The organism is Pseudomonas sp. NFR09, assembly GCF_900111535.1.
GTDB lineage: Bacteria > Pseudomonadota > Gammaproteobacteria > Pseudomonadales > Pseudomonadaceae > Aquipseudomonas > Aquipseudomonas extremorientalis.
In genome coordinates, this window is record NZ_FOIH01000018.1 from 35,626 (window position 1) to 55,435 (window position 19,810).

Here is a 19,810-nt window from a genome sequence, read left to right on the forward strand (position 1 = left end):
CTTAGAAGCTCATGTCGACTTTGGTCCAGAGTGTTCGGCCTGGCTCCTTGATGGCTTGCGGGTCACTCGCCGGGTAGCCGAACCCGGCGTTACCGGCCAGGTTCAGGTGCTCGGCATAGGCCTTGCCGAACAGGTTGTCGACGCCGGTGCTGACCTTGAAGTGCTTGTTGATGCGGTACGCCGCGTTCAGCGAGAACACGCCAAAGCCGCCGCTCTTGTCGTAGTCCTTGCCGACCACATTGCCTTTGTTCTGGTCGATGCGGTTCTGCGCCGCGACCACGCGCCACAACGCACCGGCGCTCCAGTCGTCTTCGCTGTAGGTCAGGCCCAGTCGTGCATCCAGCGGCGGCATCTGCGGCAGCGCCTTGCCGTCGCTGCTGTTTTTGCCCCAGGCATAGGCGAGGGTGGCGTCGGCTTTCCAGTTGCGGGTGAGCTTGTAGGCCGCGCCCAATTCGCCGCCCACGATGCGCGCGTCGACGTTGCGGGCCTGGGAGGTGGTGCCCATCATGCCGGGCCTGTAGTCGAACAGGATGAAGTCCTGCACCCGGCCGATGTAACCCGAGGCCCAGGCTTCAAGGTCGTCGGCTTTGTATTGCGCGCCGAAGTCGAGCTGGGTGGTTTTCTCCGGCTTCACGCCGTCGAAGGCATTCACCGAACCGACCGCGCCGGTGTTGGGGGAAAACAGCTCCCAGTAATCCGGGAAGCGCTCCGAGTGGCCCAGGCCGGCGTAGAGGGTGGTGGGGCTGTCGGCCAGGTCGTGTTCATACCGCACGAAGCCCGAGGGCAACGTGTCGGCGCGGGTGTCGTCGGCGGTCGGGTTGGGGCGGGTCATCATCCCCGAGCCGCTGGTCTGGCGCAGATCCTTGGCCGAAACGCGGTCCAGCCGCGCACCGGTGATCAGGCGATCGCGGTCGGCGGCGTACCAGGTCAGTTCGCCGAACGCGCCGTAGTTGTGGAAGTTGGCGTCCTTGACCCGGGGCAAGTCCTTGTAGGTGTCGATGCCCATGCTGCTGCGCTGGCGGTGTTCGTTGGTCTGCGCGTCCAGGCCGCCGATCAGTTGCACATCGGCCCAGCGCCAGGTGGCCTTGATACGTGCGCCGAGGGTGCGCCGGTCGACGTTGGACGCCATGGGCCCCGCCATCATGCCGGTGCCGGATGGCGTGCGCAGGCTGTAGTTGTCCATCACGTGGTCGGCGTAGTTGTAATAGACCTGGGCCTCGACCTTATCCAGCACCTCGCCGATGTTGGACTTTTCAAAGCGCAGCCCCAGGCTCTCGCGCAGGAACTGCGAACCGTCCATACCGCGCCCGGCATAACGCGCCTCGCCATCGCCACGGCCGGCGGTGAGTTCCAGCAGGGTGTCGGCGTCGGGGGTGAAGCCGACCGCCACATCGCCATTCCATTTGTCATAGCGCGAGGCGACGGTGTCGTTGTTGCCGTCCTTGTAGTCATCGGCGTGGGCCTGGTTGCCGATCACCCGCACGTAGCCCAGTGGCCCGCCGGCAGCAGCGTCGATGACCTTGTCGAAGCGCCCGTTGGAACCGGCCAGCACACTGGCGTTGAGACGTGTGCCGAGTTCGCCGAACTGCTCCGGCTCGCGCTCGAACAGAATGGTGCCGGCCGATGCGCCCGGGCCCCAGAGCACGGTTTGCGGGCCTTTGATCACGGTGAGCTTGTCGTAGGTCTCGGGCGAGATGTACGAGGTGGGGGCGTCCATGCGGCCGGGGCAGGCGCCGAGCATCATGCTGCCGTTGGTGAGGATGTTCAGGCGTGAGCCGAACATGCCGCGCAGCACCGGGTCGCCATTGGTGCCGCCATTGCGCACCAGGGCGAAGCCGGGGATGGTCTTGAGGTAGTCGCCGCCATCGCTGGCGGGCACCGGTTGGCGTGGGTCTTTCGGGTTGGTGATAACGGTCAGCGGTGAGCTGGGGGCGATTGCCGTGATCACGGTGGGCGTCAGCTCATGTTCGGCGTGGTCATCGGCCTGAGCGTGAGGGGCAAGCAGCGCGCCGCACAGGGCAGCGAGCACAGGGGTATATCCCATACGGGAGTCAGCAGGAAACCTGGACATGACACATTCCATCTAGCAATCGTAAACAACACGGCCAGCAGCCTGCGGCTGTCTGTCTAAAGTCGGCCGGTGTGAAGTAACGGTGTTAAGTGCCTACGAAGCGATGGGCGGCGCGCGGCTGCGGGCGCCGGGGAAGATGCTCTGCCGGGCATGGCCCAGGCGTGTGGCGGGGGTGAGGGCGCTGGCGGGCGGCGGGCTGCTCAGGGTGAAGATTGAAACGCCGCCGGGCAGGGCGGGGCAGCTATAGAGCAGGTCGCAATAGCCGCACTTGGACCAGAGGGCGTGGTGTTCGTCAGGCGCCTTGGGGTGATGGGAGGCGCCGTGGTCCATCGGCATGTCCATCGACATACCGGCGTGATGGTCCATCGGCATCGCTTGGGAAATCAGCGGACCGATAAAGATCATCAGCATGGCGAACAGGCTGATCCAACTGCCGCGCTTCATACGCGAATGTGGAGACAACCTGGCGCGAGGGGCGCCCATCGAGTGTCAGCCTATTGGGCGTGCTTGTGCTCGTGGGTGGCCATCGGCGGCACTTTCTGCACCGACACTTCCACCTCGACCTTGCCGGCTTTTTCGAAGGTGAGGGTCAGCGGGAATTGCTTGCCGTCGGCAAGCAGGCTGCGGTCCTTGAGGCCCAGCAGCATCACGTGATACGCCATGGGCGCGAAGGTCAGCTCGCCCTTGGCCGGTACGGCGACGCTGGGCACCTGCTGCATCTTCATCAGGTCGCCCTGCATTACATGCTCATGCAGCTCGGCCTTGTCCGCCACGGGGGTGTCGACACTGAGCAGGCGGTCCGGGCTTTCTCCGGTGTTGTGAATCACAAAGTACGCCGCGACGGTTGGCGCATTCGGTGGCAATTCCTGGGACCAGGGATCGCTGACCAGCAGGTCGCCGGCCTTGTAGTCATCGGCATTGGCAGCACTGAACACCGGCAGCAACAACGCAGCCAGAAGCAGGGAAGATTTGAGCATGGCAGTTCTCCAGAACGGTTCTAAACGCAGTTCACTTGCGAAGAAGATCAAGCCGTTGGAGAGGCGCGGGGGTTGAGGCTTGGCCATTGCTGACGCGGGGGCGGGCTGTGCAGCCGGGGCGGCGGCAAGCGCTGTGAAGTATTGAATTGGGTGAGATACAACTGCGGCACATGCCCCGGCAACGCCACCAACGGTGCCGAGCCCGAGCAACACCAGCAATGCTGCATGGTGGAATGATCGTCCTGCTGCGGCGCCGGGATCTCCAGCTTGCCCAGGGCGATGGTCTTGAGGCTTGCGCCATTTGAGGAACAGAAACTGCCCCACAGCAATTGCCGGACCGGGTCGCTGGACTGCTGCATGGCGCTGGCCATCGGCATGGCAAAGGCATTGAACAGCACTGCAAGGCAGGCGATCCAGGCAATTGCAAAGCGTTGACGGGCCATGGCGGACAATCCGTAGGGTTAAACGATCAGGCGGGTATTTAGCCTGATCGGTGGGGATAAGTAAAAAGGGGCGGTGTGGTTTGGTGTCGCAGTGACTGGTTTGAGGATAGACGGGGAATCGAGTGGATGCCGATCTTCAAAGCTGCACAGTTCAAATGTGGGAGGGCTGGTGCAACGATTCACTTGCCACCGCTAGCGCCAGCCCAGCCAACAAACCAGTGGCTGACACGCCGCCATCGGGGGCAAGCCCCCTCCCACATTTTGCCAGTGTTCGGCTATCGCTTGGTGTTGAGCCTGCGGGTTGCGCGAGCAATGTCGTCTCTCCCTATTTTGATCAAAGAACCATCGCCTGGGTCCTCTTCGATGCAGGCTTCGAGGAAAGCATCCATATCTTCTTGCGTTAGGAGATAGTCAGCGGCGTCGAAACGAGTGAATCCTGTCTTTCTGTCAGGGAGGTATTGGGCCTTTTCCAGCCATTGGTTTAATCGCGCTGCTACTTCAGGTTCATCCGATTTCAGGGCTTCGGCTTCAACGCTGAGTGCGTCCGCAAACTCGGAATTTGCGATCATGTGTTCATCGCCAAGAGGTCGCGCTCTTAGAATGATCAAACCCACCCCAAATCCCCCCGTCCGGCTTTTCACCGTGTCCGATGGAATCAGCAGTGAAGACCTTTTGGTCAACCTCAGCGAAACCCTGGCCTCAGCCAATGCGCTGAGTTGTGACATTGCCTTCAACCTGGAAGGCGCGCCACGCGAAGCATTGCTCGGCGTCGCGCAGTTGATTGAGCTGACGCAGTTGCTTGCGGGGCGTGTACACGATGCTGCCGGGCAAACGAAAAGCGCTGCGTGATGATGCTGTTCTAAATGTGGGAGGGGGCTTGCCCCCGATGGCGATGGACCCGTCACAGATGTTTAGACTGATACACCGTAATCGGGGCAAGCCCCCTCCCACACTGAATCGATGGTGTTTAGAGAGTGGCGATTGCCTGTAGTACCGCAGGCACAGTAGTGAATTCTCGATCTACCATCGCCAACATCGGCCGCTTCAACACCAACACCGGCACCCCGCGCTCCCGTGCCACCTCCAACTTCGGCTCCGTTGCCGTGCTCCCGCTGTTCTTGCTGATCAGCACATCAATGCCGCGCCGCTCGAACAACGCACGCTCATCCGCAATCAAAAACGGCCCGCGCGCGCCAATCACTTCACACCGCGCATTCCCCGGATACACATCCAGTGCGCGCAGCGTCCAGAACTGCTCCGGCGGGATTTCATCCAGATGCTGCAACGGCTCGCGGCCCAAGGTGAACAGCGGGCGTTTGAAGGGCTTCAACGCTTCAATCAACGAAGCCCAATCACTCACCTCACGCCAGTCATCCCCCATCTGCGGCTGCCACGCCGGTCGGCGCAATGCCCAGCAAGGCACGCCGCACGCGCGCGCAGCTTCGGCGGCATTGCGGCTGATCTGCGCGGCATATGGATGGGTCGCGTCGACAATCAGCCCAATCCCTTCATCCCGAACAAATCGCGCCAAGCCCTCGGCACCACCATAACCACCGACTCGCACCTGACAGGTCAGGTCGGTGGGCACACGTCCAACCCCGGCCAGGCTGTAGATATGTTCCGGGCCCAGCGTACGAGCAATGGCCAGCGCTTCAGTCACGCCACCCAACAGCAGGATGCGTTTCATAGCGGCTTGACCACTTCCAGCAAGGTAATCGGCAACGCCTGGCGCCACGTATCGAATTCCCCCAACGGCTGCGCCTGCGCCACGTGGATGCGCGTCAGTTCGCCGCCATGCTGGGCACGCCAGTTCATCAGGGTCATTTCGCTTTGCAGGGTCACGGCATTGGCCACCAGCCGACCACCGGGGCGCAGGTGTTGCCAGCAGGTATCGAGCACGCCGTCGCGGGTGACGCCGCCGCCGATGAAGATGGCGTCCGGGGCTTCCAGGCCGCTCAACGCCTCGGGCGCCTTGCCGCGAACCAGTTGCAGCCCGGGCACGCCAAGGGAGTCGCGGTTGTGTTCGATCAGGCCTTGGCGGCCTTCATCGGCTTCAATCGCCAACGCACGGCAGCTCGGGTGCGCACGCATCCACTCGATACCGATGGAACCGCTGCCCGCGCCCACGTCCCACAGCAACTCACCGGGCATGGGGGCGAGGCGGGCGAGGGTCATGGCGCGCACATCGCGCTTGGTCAGTTGGCCGTCGTGCTTGAAGGCTGAGTCGGGCAGGCCTGCCAGGCGCGACAGGCGCGGTGTTGCCCCAGAAGCGACGCAGTCGATGGCGAGCAGATTCAAATCGGCGACGCAGGCGTGCTGCCACTCATCCGCCAAACCTTCGATACGCCGCTCATCCGTGCCGCCCAAGTGCTCGAACACGCTCAACCGGCTCTGGCCGAAACCGGACTGCGCCAATAACGAGGCAATCAAGCCAGGACTGCGACCGTCATTGCTCAGCACCAACAAGCGCACGCCACTGGCCAGGTGCGCATTGATCGCGGCCAACGGTCGGGCCACCACGGACAACGTCACCACGTCCTGCAAAGGCCAGCCCAACCGCGCCGCCGCGAGGGACACCGACGAGGGCGCCGGTAAAATCAGCAACTCTTCAGCGGGCACCTGCCGCGCCAGGCTGGCCCCCACGCCATAGAACATCGGATCGCCGCTGGCCAGCACGCACACCGGCTCGCCGCGCCGCGCCAGCACCGGTTCCAGGGAAAACGGGCTCGGCCACACCTGGCGCTCGCCACGGATACACACCGGCAACAGGTCCAACTGGCGCTGGCCGCCTATAATCCGCGTGGCGTGCAACAGGGCATGCCGGGCGTTCCTGCCCAGTCCCTTGAAGCCGTCTTCTCCGATGCCTACAACCGTCAGCCAGGGCGACATATGAATTCCTTGAACGACATCCGACGGGCAGGCTTTTCATGCCGCCGGACAAAGCAGGCATAATACCGCGCCTTTACCCACCAACCGGTAGCCCCGTGAACCCAACGCCCGCTGTGAATACCTTGCGCCCCTCGGCTTGTCCGGGGTTGCTGCGCATTGTCCAGGCGTTGGACGGCGGCATTTGCCGGATCAAGTTGGCCGGTGGTTCGATCAGCGCTACACAAGCCCATGCCGTGGCGGACGCGGCCCAGGCCCATGCGGGCGGGGTGATCGAGGCGACCAACCGGGCCAACCTGCAGATTCGCGGGATCGGTGCCCAAGAGCAGGCATTGATCGCCCTGCTACTGGCCGCAGGCCTGGGTCCCGACAATGCCGCCGGCGACGATGTACGCAACCTGATGCTCAGCCCCAGCGCCGGGATCGACCCGCAGATGCTGTTCGACACCCGCCCGTTGGCTGAGCAGATTCTCGCCACCCTGCAAAACCATCCCCGTTTCCATGAACTGTCGGCCAAGTTCGCCGTACAACTGGATGGCGGCGAAGCCCTGGCGATGCTCGAACATCACCACGACCTGTGGCTGTCGGCCTTTATTCGCAATGGCCAGACGCTCCTCGCCTTTGGCCTGGCCGGTTGCCCGGGGCTGGATGCGCCGCTGGCCGCCGTGCCGCTCGAGCAGGGTCATGCGCTGGTGGTGGCCGTGCTGGAGGCGTTCCTCGAACTGGCCGGCCCGGAACAAACCCGCATGCGGCATCTGGCTGTGGATAACTTGCTGGGGCATCTGCGCCTGCCATTGCTGTCGGCTGAAGGCTTCAAACGCCCGCCCAACGGGGCTTTGCTGCACCTCGGCACTTATCCACAGGTTCAAAGGAATCAGTTCTACGTCGCCGTCATCGCACCCTTGGGGCGCCTGGACGCGACGATGCTCAAAGGCGCCGCACACCTGGCCAGTGAGTACGGCGACGGCACCTTGCGCTTCACCCCTTGGCAAGGCGTGCTGTTGCCCAACATCGAAAAACCGCACGCCGTGACCGAGCGCCTGGCGCAACTGGGCTTCCTTTGCTCCATCGACCAACCCCTGGCGCGCATGACCGCCTGCACGGGTTCCAGCGGTTGCGGCAAGGCCCTGGCCGACACCAAGGCTGACGCCGTGCAACTGGCTGCGCTGAACCCCGGCCATGACGTGCACCTGTCCGGCTGCCCCCGTTCCTGTGCCGCCGCGCATGTCGCGCCGGTCACCTTGCTGGCGGTGAGCCCCGGCCACTACGACCTCTATTTCCGCGAGGCAGCCCAGTCCGGTTTCGGCCGGCTGCACGCGCGCACCCTTTCCATTGAAGCGGCGGGCGCCCTGTTGCGCGCTCGTCCACGGAGCAACACCGATGATTGATTACATCCGCGACGGTCAGGAGATCTATCGCAACTCCTTCGCCATTATTCGCGCGGAAGCCAGGTTGGAGCGCATTCCGGCCGACCTGGAGAAACTCGCGGTGCGGGTGATTCATGCGTGCGGCATGGTCGAGGCCATCGACGGCCTGCAGTTTTCCGAAGGCGCGGGCAAGGCCGGGCGCGATGCGTTGGCCGCTGGCGCGCCGATCCTGTGTGATGCGCGGATGGTTTCCGAAGGTGTGACCCGTGCGCGCCTGCCGGCCAATAACCCGGTGATCTGCACCCTGCGCGACGACAGCGTACCGGAGCTGGCGCGTGGACTGGGCAACACCCGTTCCGCCGCCGCGCTGGAGCTGTGGCGCCCGCATCTGGAAGGCAGCGTAGTAGTGATCGGCAATGCGCCGACCGCGTTGTTCTACCTGCTGGAAATGCTCGATGCCGGTGCGCCTAAACCTGCCTTGATCCTTGGCTTCCCGGTCGGGTTTGTCGGCGCCGCCGAATCCAAGGCGATGCTGGCGGCGGACAGCCGTGGCGTGCCGTTCGTGATCATGCAGGGCCGCCTGGGCGGCAGTGCGATGGCCGCCGCTGCGGTGAATGCCCTGGCCACGGAGGTCGAATAATGCCGGCACGCGGACGTTTGATCGGCCTGGGCGTAGGCCCCGGTGACCCGGAACTGATCACCCTCAAGGCCCTGCGCCTGCTGCGCGAATCGCCAGTGGTGGCGTACTTCGTGGCCAAGGGCAAGAAGGGCAATGCCTTCGGCATCATCGAAGATCACTTGGTGCCGCAACAGACCTTGATGCCGCTGGTGTACCCGGTGACTACCGAGGTACTGCCGGCGCCGATGTCCTATGAGCAGGTGATCAGCGATTTCTACGACGCTGCCAGTGTCGACGTTGCCGCGCACCTGGATGCCGGTCGCGATGTGGCGGTGATCTGCGAAGGTGACCCGTTCTTCTACGGTTCCTACATGTATCTGCATGACCGACTTGCCGAACGCTATGAAGCGCAAGTCATCCCCGGCGTGTGCTCGATGCTCGGCGGCGCCTCGGTGTTGGGGGCGCCGCTGGTGTATCGCAACCAGAGCCTGTCGGTGCTTTCGGGCGTGTTGCCCCATGAGGACCTCAAGCGCCGCCTGGCGGACGCCGACGCGGCGGTGATCATGAAGCTGGGGCGCAACTTCCCGAAAGTGCGCCTGGTGCTCGAAGAACTCGGCCTGGCCGAGCGTGCCCTCTATGTGGAGCGCGCCACGATGGCCAACCAGAAGATCGTGCCGCTGGATCAGGTCGACCCGGCGTCTTCGCCCTATTTCTCGCTGATCATCGTGCCGGGTGAAAGGTGGCAAGGTTGATGAGCCCGGCGATTGTCATTCTGGGCCAGGGCAGCCTGGCCACCGCGCGCAGGATCCAACAGGTTTATCCCGAGGCGCTGATCCACGGTCTTGCCGGCCGCGTTGAAGGTGCTGACCAGGCCTACAGCGAGTTCGGCACGACCCTGCGCCAGTTGTACCAGCAGGGCACGCCGCTGATTGCGCTGTGCGCGGCCGGTATCGTGATCCGCACCCTGGCGCCGCTGCTGCTGGAAAAAGGCGAAGAGCCGGCCGTGCTGGCCGTGGCTGAAGACGGCAGCGCCGTAGTGCCGTTGCTGGGGGGCCTTGGCGGTGTGAACGTCATGGCGCGCGAAATTGCTGCTGCGTTGAATGTGGCCGCTGCGATCACCACCAGTGGCGAACTGCGTTTTGGCACCTGCCTGCTCAACCCGCCGCAGGGCTACGAGCTGGCCGACCTGGAGTTGGGCAAGCGTTTCGTGTCCGACTTGCTGGCCGGTGAAAACGTGCGCATCGAAGGCGCAGCGCCTTGGCTGGACCAAGCCAACTTGCCGCAGGACCCACAAGCGCGCCTGGCGATTCATGTCGGCAGTGCCGAGCGCCAACCCACCGCCAATGAGTTGCTGATCTACCCGAAGACCGTCAGTGTGACCTGCAAACCCGGCGCGCAATTGGCCGAGCGTGTACGCACGGCGTTGCATGAAGCGGGTCTGGCCGTGCAATCCCTGGCGTGCCTGCTGGCCAGCGAAACGCAGATGGCCGAAGCGTCGCTGCATGAGGCGGCGTTGGCGCTGGGTGTGCCGTTGCGTTTTACCAGCGTTTGCCAGGACGCCGATATCGTGGTCAGCGTGGCTGAACAGCCGCTGGAGTTGTCGCAGATTGGTCGTGTTCGTGGCCGCCTTGCCGTGATCGGCCTTGGCCCCGGTGCCGCCGAGTTGATGGTGCCTGCGGTGAAGGCTGAGTTGGCGCGTTGCACCGATGTGCTGGGTTACGAAACCTATGTGCGCATGGCCGGCCCGTTCCGCGATGATCAAGTGCAACACTGCACCGATAACCGCGAAGAAATGCAGCGGGCCCGCCACGCCTTCGAGCTGGCGGCCCAAGGTCGCTCGGTGGTGGTGGTGTCCTCCGGTGACCCGGGGGTATTCGCTATGGCGGCTGCGGTGATCGAAGCGCTGCACGAATCCAGCGATCCGGCCTGGCATCAGGTCGACCTGGAAATCCTGCCCGGGGTCTCGGCCAGCCTGGCCACTGCCGCCCAGGCGGGCGCACCGCTGGGCCATGACTTCTGCGTGATGTCGCTGTCGGATAACCTCAAACCCTGGTCGATCATCGAAAAACGCCTGGACCTCGCGTCCCAGGCCGACCTGGCCTTGGCGTTCTACAACCCGATCTCGCGTGCGCGGCCGTGGCAACTGGGGCGCGCCCTGGAAATCGTCGCCCTGCATCGCACGCCGCAAACGCCGGTGGTGCTGGGCCGCGATATAGGTCGCCCGGGGCAGACCCTGCGTGTCACCACGCTGGGGCAACTGACGCCGGATCAAGTGGACATGCGCACCATGGTGTTGATCGGCTCGTCCACTACCTGCACATTTCCCCGTGCCGATGGTGGCGAATGGGTCTACACACCACGATGGTACGGTGAAAAACCCGCTTCCTGAAAACGGCCTGTCGGTTGCCTGAAAGCGCCGAATAGCCCAGGGATTTTTCTGGCGTTATTCGGCGTTTTTTCTTTTTTTTACAACGAAATATGGAGGCACGCCGGTCATGCCGCGTTATTGCTGGGCGTTACGGTTTAACGCCTTGCGCCAAGGGATGTTTATCGCCTGGAAAGCCCATCGGCCGGTGAACTAGGGTGGACACAAGCCCCACTTTGGGGTGCTTGTGGAGAATCAAAATGGAGCGACATCACAGACGGATCAACACGACAAAAAGGCGCAAGTTGATTGCCGCCTACAAATTACCGGGCGCGTCAGGCAAGCACGCAGCTGTACCGCTGGACACCGAAGATGACTTCAACGCAGCCGTGGTCAACAACGGCGTGATTTCGTTTGCCGAAGGCCTGTCGGGTCTGAAGCGAGAATATGTCCGTAAGAGTTATTTGCTGGCCAGCAGTTACGTCAGCGATGTATTGAAAATACACCGCGGTACCGAGGACTGGTACGACGAATTCATCAAGGTGATGGTCAGCCTGGGGTGGCTCCCGGTGCGCAGCAGCTTCGAACGGGTCTCACGTTCGGGCAAGGGGCTGACCGTGCAGCTGGCGGCGCTGAATCTTATTGCCACGCTGTTGGCTTCCACGTCCTTGTCCGCGCCGCTGCTGGGCATGCTGCCGAAACTGGCGGCCGATGCATTGGAGGCGTTGAAGCAGACGCCGGCGTCTTTTGAATTGTTCAAACGCAACAGCTCGGTGCACCAGGGCGGTGATTTCGGCCTGGCCTCTTGTGCCGAAATCGATGGCGAATTGACGATGGTGCTGGTGACCTACAGCACTCACGGCGTGAGCAAACAGACGGGGCTGCCCTTCCTGGAGTGGGACAGCTCCTCGTTCGAGGCCTTCAGCGGGCAGACGTGCCTGGTGCTCAATACCTCGGTGATCAATGAAAAGACGATCCAACTGATGCGCGAAAGCGCGGGGGACAAGGTACAACTGGCAATTGCCAAATACCGGATCTAGGGCACCAGGTAGCCGCGCACGCCGGTAAAGATGATTTGTGCGGCCAGGGCACACACGAACAATCCCATCAACCGACTGACAATCTGCAAGCCCTGGTCACCGAGGATGCGTTCGATACGGTTGGACAGGTACAGCACCACGCCCACCGTGAGGCTGGCCAGGGCGATGCTGAGGATAGCGGTGAGCTTGTCATCCCAGTGCGGTTGGCTGACGCCCATCACCAGCAGCGCACCGATGGTGCCGGGGCCGACCGTGAGGGGGATGGTCAGCGGCACGATGGTCACGTCCTGCTGCACGTTGTCGGTCTGCACCGCCGACTTGCCCTGGGCCATGCCCAGGGCGGAAATGAACAGCACACTGCCGGCGCCGATGCGGAAGGCGTCGACGGTGATGCCGAACACACTGAAAATCACCCGGCCGAACAGGTAGAGCAACACGCTCGAGACCAGGGTCGCCAGCGCCACTTTCCACGCCAGGCGCCGCCGCTCTTTGCTGGAATAACCACGGGTCAGGCTGATAAAGCAGGACAGCACGAAGAACGGGCTGTAGAGCACCAGCATTTTCAGGTAGACGCTGAATAACACGTGGAGCATGGGGGCGGCTCGCAGGAGGAAAGTGTGGAGAGTCTATCAGGCGAAAGAGATCAAAGGCGGGAGGGGCGGTGCGACGATTCGACTTGCCCCTCCCACATTTGACTGCATTTCAAGTTCAGGAAGGTGCGTGTTCTGGGCGCTGTTGCCGCTGGGCGACCCAGAATTCCACCAGCTCGCGCAACTGCGACAACTCCACCGGCTTGGCCATATGCCCATCCATCCCGGCCTGGCGCGCACGTTCCTTGTGTTCCGACAGAATGTGCGCCGTCAACGCCACCACCGGCGTGCGGATGCGCTGGTGGCTGACTTCCCACGCGCGCAGTTGCTGGGTCGCCGAGAAACCATCGAGGATCGGCATTTCACAGTCCATCAACACCAGGTCATAACGCTGGGCCTTCATCGCCTCCAGCGCTTCCTCGCCGTTGCTGGCGGTGTCCGGGTCGAGGTTGAGCTTGCCGAGCATGCCGCGGATCACCTTGGTGGAGATGCTGTTGTCTTCGGCTACCAGGATGCGGAAATCCGCCGGCACGGTGATGGCGGCCGGAGTGCTGAGGACCGGACGTGGCGGCACGTTGCCTTTGCTGCGCTGAGTCAGTTCGTCGGCCAGGGTGGTCTTGAGCGTATAGCCGGCCACCGGTTTGGCGAGGATGCGCTTGATCCCGCAATTGCGCGCAATGATCTTGCTCGGCGCATTGCTGATGCCGGTAAGCATGATCAGCAGGATGTCATGGTTCAGGCTCGGGTCCTCCTTGATCTTCGCCGCCAGTTGCATGCCGGTCATGCAGGGCATGTTCTGGTCCAGCAGCACCACGTCGAAGTAGTCGCGCAGGTGCGCCTTGGTGCGCAGCAACGCCAGGGCTTCCTTGCCCGAGGGCACGGCGCTGACGTTGAGGCCCCAGGCGGAACATTGTTGCACCAGCACTTTGCGGCAGGTGTCGTTGTCGTCCACCACTAGCACGCGCGCGCCTTTGAGCGGGCCGTCGAGGTCGGAGGTCGGGTGTTCCAGGCGCTCCGGGTCCAGCGGCAGGGTCAGCCACAGGGTGCTGCCCTGGTGGCTGCCGCTCTTGATGCCGAACTCGCCGTTCATCAACAGGATCAACTGGCGGGCGATGACCAGGCCCAGGTGGCCATTGAGGCGGGTGGCCGAGAAGAAATTCTTGCTGTGCAGCTCACTGTGCAGCAGGGCGTCGCGCTCCGAGGCTTCCATGGGCAGGCCGCTGTCCTGCACGGCAATGCGCAGGCGTGGCTTGGTGCTGCGGTCGTCCAGTGCCACCACGATCAGCACTTCGCCTTCGTCGGTCTTTTGCAGGGCGTTTTCCAGCAGGCTCAACATGGCCTGGCGCAGGCGCGTCGGGTCGCCGCTGATCACGCGGGGCACCTGGGGCTGGATAAAGCTGATCAGTTCGACATTCTGCTGCTCGGCCTTGGCGCGGAAGATACTCAGGCAGTCTTCGATCAGCGCATTGAGGTCGAATTGCACATCGTCCAGTTCGATCTGGCCGGATTCGAGCTTGGAGATATCGAGGATTTCATTGATCAGCGTAAGCAGTTCGTTGCCGGCGCTGTGGATGGTCTGCACGTAGTCGCGCTGTTTCACCGACAGCGGCGTACCCAACAGCAGTTCGGTCATGCCCAGCACACCGTTCATGGGGGTGCGGATTTCGTGGCTGATCTTGGCCAGGAACTCGGCCTTGGCCGCGATTTCGGCATTGCTCGCCGCCAGGTCGCGGCTGAGGCTGAAACGCGCCTCGACAATCGCACGCTGGCGTTCGCCCAACGCCAGGCTCATCAGCAGGCCGCTCAGGCAGATAAACGCCAGCAGCGTGACGATCAGGCCCTGGGGCGAGACCATCGTCAGGCCCAGCAACGCTGGCAGGATGATCAGCGTACCGATGTTGAACACCACCATCGCCACCACGAACAGGCGTGCCGGGCGGTAGCCTTTCTGCCAGTGATAGGCCGAGACAAACAACATGCTCAAGCCGGCCAGGGCCACCAGGGCGTAGGTGATGATGTTCAGCGGCAGGGTGTTGACGAACAACAACAGCAGGCCGCACAGCACGATGAACAGGATGTCCGCCATCAACAGCTTGTTCAGCGGGTGCGGGCCCAGGGGCATGAAGAACCGGTAGGCAAACATCAGCCCGCACGGCGCGGTGAGCAATAGCGCCAGGTAGGCGCCGGGCGTCTGGATCGCATGCCAGTTCGGCAGCCATGGGCCCACCAGGTTGAGTAGCAGCGCCAGGCTGAGCATCAGCAGCACTTCGCAGGCCGCCAGCCACAGGCTGCTGCGCGAGCGGTGGTAGGCGAAGCGCGTGAGGTTGTGCAGGATCAGCATCAACAGGCAGCCGAACAGCAGGCCGTAGATCAGCGTCTGGGTCTGGTCGGCGGCGGCGAGCACGGCCGGTTCCAGGGTGATGTAGGGGCGCAGTTCGTGTTCCGAGACCAGGCGCAGGTAGACCTCGAGGGGGTTCTGGCTCTGGGGCATCGGCAGCATGAAGTCACTGCTGGGCAACGGCCGTTCAGCCTGGGGCTGGCGTGTGCCGGTGCTCTGTTGTTCCACCAGGGTGTCGCCGTCCAGCACGTAGAGGCTCAGGTGCGACAGGTCCGGGGCGAATACCCGCAGCACTTGTTCGTGCTTGCCGGGTTGCAGCTTGAAACGTACCCACAACGCACCGTCCGGTTCCGCGGCGGTAATGCGGTCCAGGTCGATGGGGCTGAATTGGTTGGTGTAGCGCGAGGAACGGATGTCGCTCAGTTGCAGGTCGGCCTGTTCATCAAGCAATACTGCCCAGCCACTGCCTTGCGCGGCGGCCTGGGCCGGGAACAAGCAGAGCAGTGTCAGCAGACTGACAGTGAAACCTATGGCGATCCTGAGCCAGCGCACGGCGAAATCCCTTCGTAGGTTGATGCACGGTTAACTATGCGCGGGTAGGCCTGCATACGGCAAGGGCCAGCGGCCCCTGCCTAGCCGAACGGATAGCTGCTTACTGGTTCTCGCCACGCTCCCGCGCAATGGCGCGATAGCCGATGTCCTTGCGGTAGAAGCAGCCTTTCCAGTCGATCTTCGCGGCCAGCTTGTACGCCTGTTGCTGCGCGGCGTCGACGCTGGCGCCCATGGCGGTGGCGCATAGCACACGGCCACCGGCCGTCACGACCTGGCCATCCTTGAGCGCGGTGCCCGCATGGAACACCTTGCCTTCCAGCGTAGCAGCCGCGTCCAGGCCTTCAATCACATCGCCCTTGGCGTAGTCGGCAGGGTAGCCACCGGCCGCCAGCACGATGCCGACGCTCGGACGTGGATCCCACTGCGCTTCAACCTTGTCCAGGGCCTGGGCCAATGCCGCCTCGACCAACAGCACCAGGCTCGATTGCAGGCGCAGCATCACCGGTTGGGTTTCCGGGTCGCCGAAGCGGCAGTTGAACTCGATGACTTTCGGGTTACCGGCTTTGTCGATCATCAGGCCGGCATACAGGAAACCGGTGTACACATTGCCTTCGTCGGCCATGCCGCGCACGGTCGGCCAGATCACCAGGTCCATGACGCGCTGGTGCACATCGGCCGTGACCACCGGGGCAGGGGAGTAGGCACCCATTCCACCGGTGTTCGGACCGGTATCGCCGTCGCCGACGCGTTTGTGGTCCTGGCTGGTGGCCATCGGCAAGACGTTCTTGCCGTCGACCATCACGATGAAGCTGGCTTCTTCGCCGTCGAGGAACTCCTCGATGACCACGCGGGAACCTGCGTCACCGAAAGCGTTGCCGGCGAGCATATCGCGCACGGCGTCTTCGGCTTCCTGCAGGGTCATGGCGACGATCACGCCTTTACCAGCAGCGAGGCCATCGGCCTTGATCACGATTGGCGCACCTTTTTCGCGCAGGTAAGCCAGGGCCGGCTCGATCTCGGTGAAGTTCTGGTAGTCGGCAGTCGGGATCTTGTGGCGGGCCAGGAAATCCTTGGTGAAGGCTTTGGAACCTTCCAACTGGGCCGCACCGGCGGTAGGGCCGAAGCAGTCCAGGCCACGGCTGCGGAACAGGTCCACGACGCCGGCCACCAGCGGCACTTCAGGGCCGACGATGGTCAGGGACACATTTTTCTCGGCAAAGTCCGCCAGTTGCTCAAGTGCCAGCACGTCGATGGCAACGTTTTCGCACTTGGCTTCAATGGCGGTGCCAGCGTTGCCGGGAGCGACGAAGACTTTCTGGACACGCGGGTCCTGGGCAACTTTCCAGGCCAGGGCGTGTTCACGGCCACCGCTGCCAATGATCAAAACATTCATGTCAAAAACCTCAAATTCTGTAGGCGCTCAGGGTGCGCTTCAATGTGGAGCCGAACTCATGTGGCAAGCCCGATCGCCACACAAGCCCGCTCCCACATTTCGATCGAGTTGAATCAGTGACGGAAGTGACGCATGCCGGTGAAGACCATGGCGATGCCAGCTTCATCCGCGGCGGCGATCACTTCGGCATCACGCATCGAACCACCCGGTTGGATCACGGCGGTTACACCGGCTTTCGCGGCGTTGTCCAGGCCGTCACGGAACGGGAAGAACGCATCGGAAGCCATCACCGACCCCACCACCTGCAAACCGGCGTGCTCGGCCTTGATCGCGGCGATACGCGCCGAGTTCACACGGCTCATCTGGCCGGCGCCGACCCCGATGGTCTGGCGGTTCTTGGCGTAGACGATGGCGTTGGATTTAACGTACTTGGCCACCTTCCAGGCGAAGATCAGGTCGTTGATCTCCTGCTCGGTCGGGGCGCGCTTGGTCACGACTTTCAGGTCTTCGCTGCCGATCATGCCGATGTCGCGGCTCTGTACCAGCAAGCCACCGTTGACGCGCTTGTAGTCCCAGGCCGCTGCACGCTCGGCCGACCACTCGCCGCAGGCCAGCAGGCGCACATTGGCTTTGGCTGCAACGATGGCGCGGGCTTCTTCGCTGACGCTTGGGGCGATGATCACTTCAACGAACTGACGCTCGACGATCGCCTTGGCGGTCTCGGCATCCAGTTCGCGGTTGAACGCAATGATGCCGCCGAAGGCCGATTCGGTATCGGTGGCGTAGGCCAGTTCGTACGCCTGGCGGATACCGCCTTCAGCATCCGGGCTCACGGCCACGCCGCATGGGTTGGCGTGCTTGACGATCACACAGGCCGGCTTGACGAAGCTCTTCACGCATTCCAGCGCGGCGTCGGTGTCGGCCACGTTGTTGTAGGACAACTCCTTGCCTTGCAGTTGGGTCGCCGTGGCGATGCCGACTTCGGCAGGCTTGGCTTCCACGTAGAACGCCGCGCTCTGGTGCGGGTTCTCGCCATAGCGCATTTCCTGGGCCTTGATGAACTGGCTGTTGAAGGTGCGCGGGAACTGGCTGCGGCCTTCGGTGCTGAGGGTTTCAGCGGCTTGGTTCACGGTGCCCATGTAGTTGGCGATCATGCCGTCGTAGGCGGCGGTGTGTTCGAACGCCTTGAGCATTAGGTCGAAACGCTGGGCGTAGGTCAGGCCACCGGCTTTCAGGCTTTCCAATACGTTGGCGTAATCACTGGCGTTGACCACGATGGCCACGTCTTTGTGGTTCTTGGCCGCCGAACGCACCATGGTCGGGCCGCCGATATCGATGTTTTCGATGGCGGTCGGCAGGTCGCAGCCTGGCTTGTTGATGGTGGCTTCGAATGGGTAGAGGTTGACGGCCACCAGGTCGATCGGCTTGATGCCGTGCTCGGCCATGATCGCGTCGTCGGTGCCACGACGGCCGAGGATACCGCCGTGGATTTTCGGGTGCAGGGTCTTGACCCGACCGTCCATCATTTCTGCGAAGCCGGTGTAGTCCGCCACTTCCACTGCGGCCACGCCATTGTCCCGCAGCAGTTTGAAGGTCCCGCCCGTGGAGAGGATTTCCACGCCCAGGGCTTCCAGCTCCCGGGCAAATTCGAGGATCCCGGTCTTGTCGGAGACACTGATCAAGGCGCGGCGGATCGGCAGGCGGGTAGTCTGGTCGGTCATTTCAATTTCCATCAAAAGCAAAGGAGTCAGCAAAAAAGGCGACCGGTTTTACGCGGGCGCCTTTCTGGTTTGATTGAATGCTTACAGCAAATCGTATTGCTTGAGCTTTTTGCGCAAGGTGCCACGGTTGAGGCCCAGCAGCTCACTGGCTTTGGTCTGGTTGCCCTTGACGTAGTTCATCACGCTTTCGAGCAAGGGCGCCTCGACTTCGGAGAGCACCAGGTTGTACACGTCCGTGACGGAAGCGCCCTCAAGGTGGGCGAAATAATTGTGCAGCGCCTTCTCGACACTCCCGCGAAGGGTCTGGCCTTCTTCGCTCGGCGTGTTGAGGTGCTGTTTCAAATTGACGTTGTCGCTCACGGGTGTTGTTCCACTCACTAAAGTCTCGGTCATCATCGTCATGCGGCCACCCCCTCTCCGTCCCCTGTCCCCAGGCTCTTTTCACGCTCGCTGAAGTACTCTCGAACGGTGGCGACCTGTGCTTGCGTATCATCCAAACGATTGAAGTGGGCGCGAAACTCCCTGGCGCCCGGCAGGGTTGCGAGATACCAGCCGACATGCTTGCGAGCAATGCGTACTCCCATCACGTCCCCATAGAAGGCGTGCAGGGCGGCCAGATGCTCTAGCAGAATACGTTCCACCTCGATCAGCCCCGGTGCCGGCAACACTTCGCCGGTACGCAGAAAATGATCGATCTCACGAAAAATCCACGGACGCCCCTGGGCGGCCCGGCCAATCAACAAGCCATCGGCACCGGTGGCATGCAGCACGCGCCTTGCCTTCTCGGCGGAGTCGATGTCGCCATTGGCGAATACCGGCATCGATACCGCCTGCTTGATCGCAGCAATGGTGTCGTACTCGGCTTCACCGGTGTAAAGGTCGGCGCGGGTACGGCCATGCACCGCCAGCGCTGTAATGCCTGCCTGTTCAGCGATCTTCGCCACTGTCAGGCCGTTCTTGTTGTCCCGGTCCCAACCGGTACGGATCTTCAGGGTAACCGGCACATCCACTGCGGCGACAACGGCCTGCAGGATCTCGGCCACCAACTGCTCATCTTTCAACAGGGCCGAACCGGCGGCCTTGTTACAGACCTTCTTGGCCGGGCAGCCCATGTTGATGTCGATGATCTGCGCCCCCAACTCCACGTTGGCACGGGCCGCATCCGCCAGCATCTGTGCATCTCCACCGGCGATCTGTACCGAGCGGGGCTCGGGATCACCTTCGTGGATCATGCGCATCCGCGATTTGCGGGTGTTCCACAAGCTCATGTCGCTGGTGACCATTTCCGAGACTACTAGACCCGCGCCCAAACGCTTGCACAGCTGACGAAAGGGCTGGTCGGTGACGCCCGCCATCGGGGCGAGGATCAAGCCGTTCTGCAATGTGTATGGGCCGATGCGTACCGCCGACATAGGACTTCCCTGTTGTGGGGCCGGATCATTAGAGTT

19 protein-coding genes are annotated in these 19,810 nt (G+C 62.8%); 6 read left to right on the plus strand and 13 right to left on the minus strand.

Going from position 1 to position 19,810, the window contains the following annotated elements; translation table 11 throughout:
- Window position 1: 1 nt before the first annotated feature.
- The 5 genes from BMX59_RS29475 to BMX59_RS30365 form a co-directional block, all read right to left on the minus strand.
- A complete protein-coding gene (locus tag BMX59_RS29475) occupies window positions 2-2,071 on the minus strand; it encodes a TonB-dependent copper receptor (protein ID WP_093128450.1) in 2,070 nt (689 codons plus the stop codon).
- A 93-nt stretch (window positions 2,072-2,164) separates the two neighbouring features.
- Entirely contained in the window at window positions 2,165-2,554 is a 390-nt protein-coding gene (locus BMX59_RS29480; protein ID WP_071491616.1) for a DUF2946 domain-containing protein, read from the minus strand.
- 11 nt (window positions 2,555-2,565) lie between these two features.
- Window positions 2,566-3,048, minus strand: coding sequence for a copper chaperone PCu(A)C (locus tag BMX59_RS29485; protein WP_092249915.1), 483 nt, complete (start codon window positions 3,046-3,048; stop codon window positions 2,566-2,568).
- A 47-nt stretch (window positions 3,049-3,095) separates the two neighbouring features.
- Complete coding sequence (locus tag BMX59_RS29490) at window positions 3,096-3,491, minus strand: DUF2946 domain-containing protein (protein WP_071491614.1); 396 nt, start codon at window positions 3,489-3,491, stop codon at window positions 3,096-3,098.
- Between the two features lie 275 nt (window positions 3,492-3,766).
- On the minus strand, window positions 3,767-4,060 hold the full coding sequence (locus BMX59_RS30365) for a helix-turn-helix domain-containing protein (RefSeq protein WP_071491613.1): 294 nt from the start codon (window positions 4,058-4,060) through the stop codon (window positions 3,767-3,769).
- Window positions 4,061-4,091: 31 nt separating this feature from the next.
- On the opposite strand from BMX59_RS30365, the gene BMX59_RS29500 reads away from it, so the two are divergent.
- Window positions 4,092-4,340 carry a DUF6124 family protein gene (locus tag BMX59_RS29500; RefSeq protein WP_093128453.1) on the plus strand — a complete coding sequence of 83 codons (249 nt, stop codon included), beginning with the start codon at window positions 4,092-4,094 and terminating at the stop codon, window positions 4,338-4,340.
- Window positions 4,341-4,458: 118 nt separating this feature from the next.
- Here BMX59_RS29500 and BMX59_RS29505 read toward each other — a convergent pair whose 3' ends face one another.
- Entirely contained in the window at window positions 4,459-5,178 is a 720-nt protein-coding gene (locus tag BMX59_RS29505; protein ID WP_093128456.1) for a cobalt-precorrin-6A reductase, read from the minus strand.
- Window positions 5,175-6,380 (minus strand): precorrin-6y C5,15-methyltransferase (decarboxylating) subunit CbiE, encoded by a 1,206-nt coding sequence (gene cbiE / locus BMX59_RS29510; protein ID WP_093128459.1) that lies wholly within the window; start codon window positions 6,378-6,380, stop codon window positions 5,175-5,177. The genes BMX59_RS29505 and cbiE overlap by 4 nt, the downstream gene beginning before the upstream one ends.
- 38 nt (window positions 6,381-6,418) lie before the next feature.
- Between cbiE and cobG the strand changes: the two genes are divergently transcribed.
- The 5 genes from cobG to BMX59_RS29535 all read left to right on the plus strand — a co-directional run bounded on the left by cobG (window position 6,419) and on the right by BMX59_RS29535 (window position 11,768).
- Window positions 6,419-7,765: a precorrin-3B synthase gene (gene cobG, locus BMX59_RS29515; RefSeq protein ID WP_093128462.1), complete on the plus strand. Its 1,347-nt coding sequence runs from the start codon at window positions 6,419-6,421 to the stop codon at window positions 7,763-7,765.
- Entirely contained in the window at window positions 7,758-8,384 is a 627-nt protein-coding gene (locus BMX59_RS29520; RefSeq protein ID WP_093128465.1) for a precorrin-8X methylmutase, read from the plus strand. Before cobG ends, BMX59_RS29520 begins: the two co-directional genes overlap by 8 nt.
- The gene (locus BMX59_RS29525) at window positions 8,384-9,115 is read left to right on the plus strand and encodes a precorrin-2 C(20)-methyltransferase (protein ID WP_071491607.1); all 732 of its coding nucleotides are present in this window, start codon (window positions 8,384-8,386) and stop codon (window positions 9,113-9,115) included. The genes BMX59_RS29520 and BMX59_RS29525 overlap by 1 nt, the downstream gene beginning before the upstream one ends.
- On the plus strand, window positions 9,115-10,752 hold the full coding sequence (cobJ, locus tag BMX59_RS29530) for a precorrin-3B C(17)-methyltransferase (protein ID WP_092249933.1): 1,638 nt from the start codon (window positions 9,115-9,117) through the stop codon (window positions 10,750-10,752). Before BMX59_RS29525 ends, cobJ begins: the two co-directional genes overlap by 1 nt.
- 236 nt (window positions 10,753-10,988) lie before the next feature.
- Window positions 10,989-11,768, plus strand: coding sequence for a hypothetical protein (locus BMX59_RS29535; RefSeq protein WP_092249936.1), 780 nt, complete (start codon window positions 10,989-10,991; stop codon window positions 11,766-11,768).
- On the opposite strand, the gene BMX59_RS29540 is transcribed toward BMX59_RS29535, so the two are convergent.
- The 6 genes from BMX59_RS29540 to dusB all read right to left on the minus strand — a co-directional run bounded on the left by BMX59_RS29540 (window position 11,765) and on the right by dusB (window position 19,774).
- A complete protein-coding gene (locus BMX59_RS29540; protein ID WP_003171467.1) occupies window positions 11,765-12,361 on the minus strand; it encodes a MarC family protein in 597 nt (198 codons plus the stop codon). The two genes, BMX59_RS29535 and BMX59_RS29540, sit on opposite strands and share 4 nt — an antisense overlap.
- Before the next feature lie 115 nt (window positions 12,362-12,476).
- Window positions 12,477-15,248 carry a hybrid sensor histidine kinase/response regulator gene (locus BMX59_RS29545; RefSeq protein WP_093128470.1) on the minus strand — a complete coding sequence of 924 codons (2,772 nt, stop codon included), beginning with the start codon at window positions 15,246-15,248 and terminating at the stop codon, window positions 12,477-12,479.
- Window positions 15,249-15,348: 100 nt separating this feature from the next.
- Complete coding sequence (gene purD / locus BMX59_RS29550; protein ID WP_071493000.1) at window positions 15,349-16,641, minus strand: phosphoribosylamine--glycine ligase; 1,293 nt, start codon at window positions 16,639-16,641, stop codon at window positions 15,349-15,351.
- Window positions 16,642-16,754: 113 nt separating this feature from the next.
- Window positions 16,755-18,362 carry a bifunctional phosphoribosylaminoimidazolecarboxamide formyltransferase/IMP cyclohydrolase gene (gene purH, locus BMX59_RS29555; RefSeq protein WP_092249942.1) on the minus strand — a complete coding sequence of 536 codons (1,608 nt, stop codon included), beginning with the start codon at window positions 18,360-18,362 and terminating at the stop codon, window positions 16,755-16,757.
- A gap of 81 nt (window positions 18,363-18,443) precedes the next feature.
- The gene (gene fis, locus BMX59_RS29560; protein WP_002555375.1) at window positions 18,444-18,764 is read right to left on the minus strand and encodes a DNA-binding transcriptional regulator Fis; all 321 of its coding nucleotides are present in this window, start codon (window positions 18,762-18,764) and stop codon (window positions 18,444-18,446) included.
- Entirely contained in the window at window positions 18,761-19,774 is a 1,014-nt protein-coding gene (gene dusB, locus BMX59_RS29565; protein ID WP_092249945.1) for a tRNA dihydrouridine synthase DusB, read from the minus strand. Before dusB ends, fis begins: the two co-directional genes overlap by 4 nt.
- Between the last annotated feature and the right edge of the window lie 36 nt (window positions 19,775-19,810).

Coding starts and splice junctions, on each gene's coding strand:
- BMX59_RS29475 (WP_093128450.1), bottom strand. CDS start 2,071: ATGTCCAGGTTTCCTGCTGACTCCCGTATGGGATATACCCCTGTGCTC.
- BMX59_RS29480 (WP_071491616.1), bottom strand. CDS start 2,554: ATGGGCGCCCCTCGCGCCAGGTTGTCTCCACATTCGCGTATGAAGCGC.
- BMX59_RS29485 (WP_092249915.1), bottom strand. CDS start 3,048: ATGCTCAAATCTTCCCTGCTTCTGGCTGCGTTGTTGCTGCCGGTGTTC.
- BMX59_RS29490 (WP_071491614.1), bottom strand. CDS start 3,491: ATGGCCCGTCAACGCTTTGCAATTGCCTGGATCGCCTGCCTTGCAGTG.
- BMX59_RS30365 (WP_071491613.1), bottom strand. CDS start 4,060: ATGATCGCAAATTCCGAGTTTGCGGACGCACTCAGCGTTGAAGCCGAA.
- BMX59_RS29500 (WP_093128453.1), top strand. CDS start 4,092: ATGATCAAACCCACCCCAAATCCCCCCGTCCGGCTTTTCACCGTGTCC.
- BMX59_RS29505 (WP_093128456.1), bottom strand. CDS start 5,178: ATGAAACGCATCCTGCTGTTGGGTGGCGTGACTGAAGCGCTGGCCATT.
- cbiE (WP_093128459.1), bottom strand. CDS start 6,380: ATGTCGCCCTGGCTGACGGTTGTAGGCATCGGAGAAGACGGCTTCAAG.
- cobG (WP_093128462.1), top strand. CDS start 6,419: ATGCCGCCGGACAAAGCAGGCATAATACCGCGCCTTTACCCACCAACC.
- BMX59_RS29520 (WP_093128465.1), top strand. CDS start 7,758: ATGATTGATTACATCCGCGACGGTCAGGAGATCTATCGCAACTCCTTC.
- BMX59_RS29525 (WP_071491607.1), top strand. CDS start 8,384: ATGCCGGCACGCGGACGTTTGATCGGCCTGGGCGTAGGCCCCGGTGAC.
- cobJ (WP_092249933.1), top strand. CDS start 9,115: ATGAGCCCGGCGATTGTCATTCTGGGCCAGGGCAGCCTGGCCACCGCG.
- BMX59_RS29535 (WP_092249936.1), top strand. CDS start 10,989: ATGGAGCGACATCACAGACGGATCAACACGACAAAAAGGCGCAAGTTG.
- BMX59_RS29540 (WP_003171467.1), bottom strand. CDS start 12,361: ATGCTCCACGTGTTATTCAGCGTCTACCTGAAAATGCTGGTGCTCTAC.
- purD (WP_071493000.1), bottom strand. CDS start 16,641: ATGAATGTTTTGATCATTGGCAGCGGTGGCCGTGAACACGCCCTGGCC.
- purH (WP_092249942.1), bottom strand. CDS start 18,362: ATGACCGACCAGACTACCCGCCTGCCGATCCGCCGCGCCTTGATCAGT.
- fis (WP_002555375.1), bottom strand. CDS start 18,764: ATGACGATGATGACCGAGACTTTAGTGAGTGGAACAACACCCGTGAGC.
- dusB (WP_092249945.1), bottom strand. CDS start 19,774: ATGTCGGCGGTACGCATCGGCCCATACACATTGCAGAACGGCTTGATC.